General features: G+C 70.8%; 9 protein-coding genes. 5 read left to right on the forward strand and 4 right to left on the reverse strand.

What is annotated here, in order from left to right; translation table 11 throughout:
* Positions 1–48 precede the first annotated feature (48 nt).
* Positions 49–717, forward strand: a complete 669-nt coding sequence (locus ACLQ2R_RS26500; protein ID WP_425963322.1) for an NAD(P)-dependent oxidoreductase — start codon at positions 49–51, stop codon at positions 715–717.
* Between the two features lie 131 nt (positions 718–848).
* Here the strand turns inward: ACLQ2R_RS26500 and ACLQ2R_RS26505 are convergent, their stop codons facing one another.
* Complete coding sequence (locus ACLQ2R_RS26505) at positions 849–1,298, reverse strand: DUF2243 domain-containing protein (RefSeq protein WP_425963323.1); 450 nt, start codon at positions 1,296–1,298, stop codon at positions 849–851.
* Positions 1,299–1,422: 124 nt separating this feature from the next.
* Here ACLQ2R_RS26505 and ACLQ2R_RS26510 point away from each other — a divergent pair, with 124 nt between their 5' ends.
* Together ACLQ2R_RS26510 and ACLQ2R_RS26515 are read left to right on the forward strand one after the other, a co-directional pair.
* Positions 1,423–2,952: an FAD-dependent oxidoreductase gene (locus ACLQ2R_RS26510; protein WP_425963324.1), complete on the forward strand. Its 1,530-nt coding sequence runs from the start codon at positions 1,423–1,425 to the stop codon at positions 2,950–2,952.
* Between the two features lie 221 nt (positions 2,953–3,173).
* Positions 3,174–3,449: a DUF2795 domain-containing protein gene (locus ACLQ2R_RS26515; RefSeq protein WP_425963325.1), complete on the forward strand. Its 276-nt coding sequence runs from the start codon at positions 3,174–3,176 to the stop codon at positions 3,447–3,449.
* Positions 3,450–3,536: 87 nt separating this feature from the next.
* Here the strand turns inward: ACLQ2R_RS26515 and ACLQ2R_RS26520 are convergent, their stop codons facing one another.
* Positions 3,537–4,694, reverse strand: coding sequence for an RNA-guided endonuclease InsQ/TnpB family protein (locus ACLQ2R_RS26520; protein WP_425963326.1), 1,158 nt, complete (start codon positions 4,692–4,694; stop codon positions 3,537–3,539).
* A 39-nt stretch (positions 4,695–4,733) separates the two neighbouring features.
* Here ACLQ2R_RS26520 and tnpA point away from each other — a divergent pair, with 39 nt between their 5' ends.
* On the forward strand, positions 4,734–5,129 hold the full coding sequence (gene tnpA, locus ACLQ2R_RS26525) for an IS200/IS605 family transposase (protein ID WP_425963328.1): 396 nt from the start codon (positions 4,734–4,736) through the stop codon (positions 5,127–5,129).
* A 108-nt stretch (positions 5,130–5,237) separates the two neighbouring features.
* Positions 5,238–5,822 (forward strand): hemerythrin domain-containing protein, encoded by a 585-nt coding sequence (locus ACLQ2R_RS26530; protein ID WP_425963329.1) that lies wholly within the window; start codon positions 5,238–5,240, stop codon positions 5,820–5,822.
* Positions 5,823–6,004: 182 nt separating this feature from the next.
* Here ACLQ2R_RS26530 and ACLQ2R_RS26535 read toward each other — a convergent pair whose 3' ends face one another.
* Entirely contained in the window at positions 6,005–7,180 is a 1,176-nt protein-coding gene (locus ACLQ2R_RS26535; RefSeq protein WP_425963330.1) for a zinc-dependent alcohol dehydrogenase, read from the reverse strand.
* On the reverse strand, positions 7,177–7,584 hold the full coding sequence (locus tag ACLQ2R_RS26540; protein ID WP_425963331.1) for a hypothetical protein: 408 nt from the start codon (positions 7,582–7,584) through the stop codon (positions 7,177–7,179). Before ACLQ2R_RS26540 ends, ACLQ2R_RS26535 begins: the two co-directional genes overlap by 4 nt.
* Between the last annotated feature and the right edge of the window lie 131 nt (positions 7,585–7,715).

The following is a 7,715-nucleotide window of genomic DNA, read 5'->3' on the forward strand; positions in this document are numbered from 1 at the left end:
CCCGGAGTTGACGAATGGTGAGTGTTCACCCACCCTATCGGTTAGTGAGTGTTCACCAACCACGTGGAGGATGCCGTGAAGCTGACCGTCTGCGGAGCCACAGGGGGCACCGGGCAGGAGGTCGTCCGCCAGGCGCTGGAGGCCGGGCACGAGGTGACGGCGGTGGTGCGCGACCCCGCCCGGCTGCCGGACGGCCTCACCGGCGCGCGGGTCGTGACCGCCGACATGACCGACCCGCGTGCGCTCCGCCCGGCCGTCGAGGGCCGGGACGCGGTGATCTCCGGTCTCGGCCCGCGCGACCGGGCGCAGGCCCGGGCGGGCGTCGCCGCCCCGGTCACGCGCGTGATCCTGGCGGCCATGGCGGAGTGCGGGGTGCGCCGCCTCGTCGCCGTGAGCGCCTCCCCCCTCGGCACGTCACCGCCGGGCGACCCCTTCCTGGACCGCCGGATCCTCGCCCCCGTGATCCGCGCCTTCCTGCGCGACGTCTACGCCGACCTGGGGGCGATGGAGAAGGCCATCGCCGCGAGCGACACCGACTGGACGGTCATGCGGCCGCCACGCCTGCTGAACGGGCCGGCGACCGGGAGGTACCGGCTCGCCGTGGGCGCGGGCCTCGCGGCCGGTCGCACGATCGCCCGATCCGACCTGGCTCACGCGATGCTCGCCGTGCTGGACGACCCCGCGACGGTGAGGCGGACGGTCGGGATCGCCTACTGAGTCTTCGGCGTCCCCGGCGTCCCCGGCATCCGCGGCGTCCCCGGCGTCCCCGGCGGGGCGGCCCGCTCCCGATCGCTCCTCCCGGAGGTCGCACGCCCGCCGGGGGATTGATTCCCGTACGGGCCTGCCCCCTACCTCACCCGCGCGCGGGAGGCGTCCCCGGCCCGGTGACCGCTACGGGCGAGCAGGTAGCCGACGGCCATCAGCACCACGCCGGAGGCGAGGAACGCCATGTCGTACAGGAACTGGCCGGGACCGTGCTTGACGTGGTGGACGCCCAGGATCTGGTGGTCGACGAGGCCCTCGACGAGGTTGAACAGCCCCCATCCCGCGATGATCCACCCGGTGAGCGCCCGGCCGGAGACGGGGGCGGCACGGACCAGCAGGGCGATGCCGCCCAGCACGAGGAGGAGACAGAGCAGGTGGAAGAAGCCGTCCCCCAGCATGTTGACGTGCTCGTCGTCCGGGTACCAGCCGCTCAGCATGTGATGCCAGCCGAGGAGCTGGTGCAGGACGATCCCGTCCACGAAACCGCCGATGCCGAGCCCGAGCACCAGGCCGGCCGATCGAGTCGTTGCCATGCGACCGGGCCTACCCGGCAACCCGCGTGACATGCCCTGGCGGGAGAGCGGGGAGGGGACGGGGCGTCGTTTGCACCCCCCGCCCCAGGGCACGCACCCGGGTATGACCATGCAGTCCTATTGGATGGAAACCGCCCCTGGAGCGCCGTACCCGGCCCTCGACCGTGACCTTCAGGTGGACGTCGCCGTGGTGGGCGGGGGCATCGCCGGTCTGAGCACGGCCTGGGAGCTCACCCGGGCGGGCCGGTCGGTGGCCGTTCTCGAGGCGGGCCGGATCGCGGCCGGGGTGACCGGCAACACCACGGCGAAGATCTCGGCCCTGCACACCCTGATCTACGCCGACCTCGCCGCCTCCGCCGGGCCCGAGGCGGCCGCCCTCTACGCCCGCTCGCAGCAGGAGGCGATCGCGCATCTCCTCGCCACCGCCACCGAGCTCGGCGCCGCCTGCGACATCGAGCGGGTGCCCTCCCTCACCTACGTCGAGTCGGCCGACGGCGTCGACACGCTGCGCGCCGAGGCCGAGGCCGCGAAGCAGGCCGGACTGCCGGCCTCGTTCGTGACGACGAGCTCGCTGCCCTTCCCCGTCGCGGGCGCCGTCCGGGTGGAGGACCAGGCCCAGTTCCATCCCCGCGCCTACCTCCTCGCGCTGGCCGAGGCCATGACGGGGCAGGGTGCCCTCGTCTTCGAGGACACGCGCGTGGTCGGCCTGAAGGAGGGCACGCCCTGCCGCCTCACCACGGCCGGCGGGCAGACGATCACGGCGGCGGACGTGGTGGTGGCGACCCACTACCCCGTCTTCGACCGCTCCCTGCTGTTCGCCCGGATGGAGCCGCACCGCGAGCTGGTCGTCGCCGCGGCGATCCCGGCCGAACAGGATCCCGGCGGCATGTTCATCACCACCGAGCAGAGCACGCGCTCGGTCCGCACCGCCCCGTACGAGGACGGGCAGCGCCTGCTGATCGTCACCGGCGAGTCGTTCCTGCCCGGCTCGGGCAACGTCGGGGACCGGCTGGAGCGACTGCGCTCGTGGACCGTCGAGCGTTTCCACGGAGCCCGCCCCACCCACTGGTGGGCGGCCCAGGACAACGACACGACCGACGGCGTGCCCTTCGTCGGCCCCCTGCATCCGGGCGCCAGGCACGCCTACGTGGCCACCGGGTTCGGCGGCTGGGGCATGAGCAACGGCGTCATGGCGGGCCTGCTGCTGAACACGCTGATCACCGGCGGGGAGTCGCCCTGGGCGGCACTGTACGACCCCCGGCGGCTGCATCCGGTACGCGAGGCCGGTCCGGCGCTGAAGATGCAGGCCACGGTCGCCCGGCACTTCGTCGGCGACCGCCTGTCCACCGCCGGCTCCGGCGCCCGGGAGGTGATCGACCTGCCCCCGGGTCAGGGGACCGTGGTCAAGAAGGAGGGCAGGCGCTGCGCCGTCTACCGCGACGAGGACGGGAGCCTGCACGCCGTCTCCGCCGTCTGCACCCACCTGGGGTGCGTGGTCGGCTTCAACGAGGCCGAACGCTCCTGGGAGTGCCCGTGCCACGGTTCGCGCTTCGGCGTGGACGGCGCCGTCCTGCAGGGACCGGCGGTGACCCCGCTGGAGCGGGTGGACCTCGGCTCCCCCGGCGGCTCCCCCGGTGGCGAGAAGTCCGGCTGAGGCGGCGCGTCCTGCTCGCTCATCCGGATGTTTGCCCATCGCGAAGAGGGTAAGGGGCTGTTCGCACGGCGAGGGAAATCCGTTCGAGAACAAAAGCCATAAGAACGGAAATCACCGAATAACGCACCCTAAAAGCAAAAAGTTCGAGTGTTGATACCCGTCTTGAGCGTTTCCCGGCTCATGTGCGGGAGGAGCTCCGCGGTCACACGAAGGAGAGCGACATGGCACCGATATCGCACGCCCCCGGTCACGAGCCGGGCACCCCGCAGGGCATCGACCCGGAGGGCGTGGAGGCCCGCAGCGAGCTGGCCCGCTGGATCAGCGGCGCCGGTGTCTTCCCCGCCGACCGTGACACCCTGATCGGCCGCGCCCAGGACCAGGACGCGCCCGACGCGGTGCTCGGCACCCTGCGCTCGCTGCCCGAGCGCACCTTCACCAACATGGCGGACGTGGCCGAGACGCTCGGCTACGGCAAGGAGGAGCCCGGCCAGGGCTGACCGGACACCACCCACGAACCCCGCACCGCCGAAGGAGAGGGAACAGTTAACGGCATCCCCACGGATAAATCCAGGGGATTTCCCAGCTCAGACTGCACCTGATCCACCGTCCCGGAAGGAGGTGATCTGGTGTCTGACGTCGTCGGCGCTGGCACGGTCGCGTTCGGCCGTGGCAAGGATCGTCCTCGCGGCGTTGAGGTCGCGGTCTGCGGTGTATCCGCAGGCCGCGCACTCGAAAATCCGTACCCCCAATCCGAGGCGGAGATTGGCTCTCTCGCCACACTCGGAGCAGGTCATCGTGGTGTAGGCGGACGGCACCAGCACCACCTTCCGGCCCGCCCGCGTGCCACTTTCGATCAACTGCCGTTTGCACGCGCCGATCGCGGCGTCTGCGGCTTTGCGCGCCATGGTGGACCTGGCCAGGAACTTCGGCTTGAAGTCCTCGATGGCGATCAGCGTGTGGCGTTCGACGATGTTCTTGGCCCAGACGCGGGCATCGTGGGTGTTTTGCCGGGCCGCCTTTTTCGCGATCCGGGCTGCCTGTCGTTTCGCGGTCAGGTAGCCCTTCGACGCCGGGCGGCCTTTCGCCCGGCGTCGGCGGGCCATCTTGCGCTGGGCTTTGGCCAGTTCGGCGGCGCAGCGCTTGCGGTGACCGAGGTGCGGCAGGTCGAACGCCGGGTCGGTGGTGGTGGCGGTGGCCTTCACGCCCCAGTCGACACCGATCCCCGGCAGGTCCGCGGCCGAAGGTTCGGCCTGGTCGCGGCGGACCACAAAGGAGGCGTACCAGTGGCCGAGGTTGTCTTGGTAGACGCGGACGCTGGTCGGTTCGGACGACAGGTCGCGAGACCAGACGACCGGGACGGCCACCTTGCCGGGCAGGCACAGCCGATCGTTCTTGATCGAGAAACCCCGGGTGGTGTACTCCAGGCTTGGCAGGGCGTCCTTCTTACGCTTCTTCTTCGGACGGCCACAACCCTTGACCTTGAACGAGGCGTCCAGGGCGACACCGTAGGTACGCAGCGTCTGCTGCTGAACCACCTGCGAGCCGGCCCGCAGCCAAGACAGCCGGGACCGGGCCTCGGTCAGCATCTTCGACAGTTTGCCGAACGTCGGCTTGCGGCCCGACTTCTGTTGGTGCACGGCCTCGTTCCACAGCCACCGGCAGCGCGACCACTCTTCGAGCAGTGCGGCCTGCGCCTGGCGGCCGGGCCGCAGGCGGTAGGTGTAACGCACTGTCTCGATCATGCTGGTTACTATACAGGTCCTAGCTGTATAGTTGAGGGGGTGGGCGAGATCCGATCGAACAACAACGTCGTGTACCGCTGCACCTACCACGTCGTCTGGTGCCCGAAGTACCGCCGAGACGTCATCAAGGGTGACGTCGACACCCGGCTCAAAGAGATCATCCGCGAGGTATGCGTCGAACGCGACGCCCCCATAGCCGAACTGGAAACCATGCCCGACCATGTACACCTGCTGGTCACCTGCGACCCGCAGTACGGCATCCACAGGCTGGTCAAGCAGATCAAGGGCCGATCCTCACGCCTGCTGCGCGCCGAGTTTCCGCACCTCAAGTCTCGGATGCCGACCCTGTGGACCAACAGCTACTTCGTCGCCACCGTCGGCGGCGCGACGCTGGAGATCGTGAAGAGGTATGTCGAGAGCCAGCGCAACGTCTGATCAGACGCCCATCCGCCTTGGCGGCGAATGGGCTACCCCTGACCTGCTCCGCAGGGGTTCCGCTTCCTCCCCACGGCTAAAGCCGGGGGTTTCCACGGAAGGATCCTGATGACCGGCCGTCAGACGGTACCCGAACTGATGGAGGAGAAGGACGTGGTGGAGTTGCTGCTGGCGCAGCACTCCTTGATCCGTGACCTGTTCGACGAGGTGGAGAAGGCCTCCGCCGAGGACAGGCCCGAGGCGTTCCAGCGCCTGGTACGGCTGCTCGCGGTCCACGAGACCGCCGAGGAGGAGATCGTGCACCCCTACGCGCGCCGCGCGATCGACGGCGGCGACGCGGTGGTGGACGACCGCCTGGCCGAGGAGAACGAGGCCAAGCAGCTGCTCATGACGATGGACAAGGCCGGCGCCGACGATCCGGACTTCTCGTCGAACCTGGCGATGCTCCGGGCCGCGGTGACGGCCCACGCCCGCAGTGAGGAGCGCTACGAGTTCACCCGGTTGCGCGCCTGCACCAGCGAGGCCGAGCGGCGGGCCATGGCCGTCGGGGTGAAGGCGGCCGAGGCGATCGCGCCGACCCACCCGCACGCCGGGGTGGAGTCGGCGACCAAGAACCTGCTGGTGGGAACCCCGGTGGCGATGATGGACCGGGCCCGCGACGTGATCCGCCAGGCCATGGGCAAAACGGGCTGAGCGCCCGCGTACGGCGAACGGCCCGCTCCTCCCGAACGTGGGAGGAGCGGGCCGTCTCCTCGTCCGGCGCAGACGGGCGACAGGACGGACGGCGGTGCCACCGCGTCCCCGCATCCCCGCGTCCCCGCGCACGCCGGAGGGCCGGTCCCCCCTCGACGGTGGACCGGCCCTCCCCGTCCGTCCTAACGGTCCGGGTAGAAGACGGCCCGCACGCAGCCGTCCTCCTTGCGCTTGAACATCTCGTAGCCGCGAGGACCGTCGTCCAGGCCCATCGGGTGCGTCTCCAGGTGGCTCGCGTCGATCTCGCCCCTGGCCATCCGGTCGAGCAGCATCGGGATGTACCGCTGGCCGTGCTGCTGGCCGCTGCGCAGCGTGAGCCCCTTGTTCATCACCGCACCCATGGGGAACTTGTCGACGAACCCGAGGTAGACGCCCATCACCGATACCGTCCCGCCCTTGCGGCAGGCGTGGACGGCCTGGCGCAGCGGCAGGCCGCGGTCGGTCTGCAGCCGCAGGGCCTGCTTGGTCCGGTCGAAGGCGTACTGCGCGCCGGTGCCGTGGCCCTCCATGCCGACCGCCTCGATGCACACGTCGGGGCCGCGTCCGCCGGTCATCTCCTTGAGCGTGCCGAGCAGGTCGGTCCTCTCGTAGTCGATCGTCTCGGCGCCGATGTGCTTCTCGGTCATGGCCAGGCGCTCGGGGAAGCGGTCGATGCCGATGACCCGCTCGGCGCCCATCAGCCTGGCGGCGAGCATGGCCATCTGGCCCACCCCGCCGCACCCCCACACCGCGACCACGTCACCGGGGCCGACGCCTGCGATGTCGGCGCCCATCCAGCCGGTGGGGACGGCGTCGGAGGCGAACACCGCGTTGGAGTCGCTCACTCCCTCCGGCACCGGGAAGGCGTTGACGTCCACGAACGGCACCCGCACGTACTCGGCGTGGCTGCCGGCGTACCCGCCGAGGGCGTGGGAGTAGGCGAAGATGCCCGCGGTCGAGTGACCGATCAGCGTCTCCAGGAAACCGGGGTTGGGGTTGCTGTTGTCACACAGCGAGTACATCTCCTGGCGGCAGTAGTGGCAGCCGCCGCAGCCGATGATGGAGCAGACCACGACCCGCTCGCCGACCCGGCGGTCGCGCACGTCCGGCCCGACCTCGACGATCTCGCCGAGGAACTCGTGGCCGAGGATGTCGCCCGCCATCATGGTCGGCACGTATCCGTCGATCAGGTGCAGGTCGGAGCCGCAGGTGGCACTTGCGATGATCTTCACCACGGCGTCGTGCCGGTTGAGCAGGCCGGGGTCCGGGACGGTCTCCACGGAGACCTCGTTGACACCGGTCCAGCAGACGGCCTTCATCGGATCCCCCTCCTCATCAGCCGCTTGGCGCCGGGCAGCACGGTCCGCCCGACCAGCGTCCTGCGGCCTTCGCTCTGGCCCTCGACGCGGAGCACCTCGCCGGTCTCGATCAGCTGTTTGATCGCGCGCAGCCGCTCCCTGGGAGCGCCTTCGGAGGTGCGGACCGCGACCTCGGTCCCGCGGCCGCCCGGGGCCTCGGTGAAGCGCACCTCGTGCTCGGTGGCCAGCTTGGCCAGCTCCGGCGGCCGGTCGGGCCCGGTGAGGAACTCCGGTGGGCGTTCGATGGTGAGCGCGTACCACTCGGCGGGGTTCGGCGTGGCCTTGCGGGACAGCACGCGCCGGCCGATCGCGGCGGCGGCGATACCGGCCGCCGCCGCGGCCAGGCTCTTGATGAGCGAAGCCATGTCACTTTCCCTTCTGGTGATGACGCCTCGTCCGCGCGGGGCTCCGGTGGCCGGGTCTGCGTCCCGCGACGGTGGGGTGGGGGGGGGGGGGGGGGGGGGGCGGGGCGCGCGGGCCCCCCCGGCGCGCCGCG

Origin of the sequence: Streptosporangium sp. DT93, assembly GCF_049844535.1 — a bacterium.
GTDB lineage: Bacteria > Actinomycetota > Actinomycetes > Streptosporangiales > Streptosporangiaceae > Streptosporangium.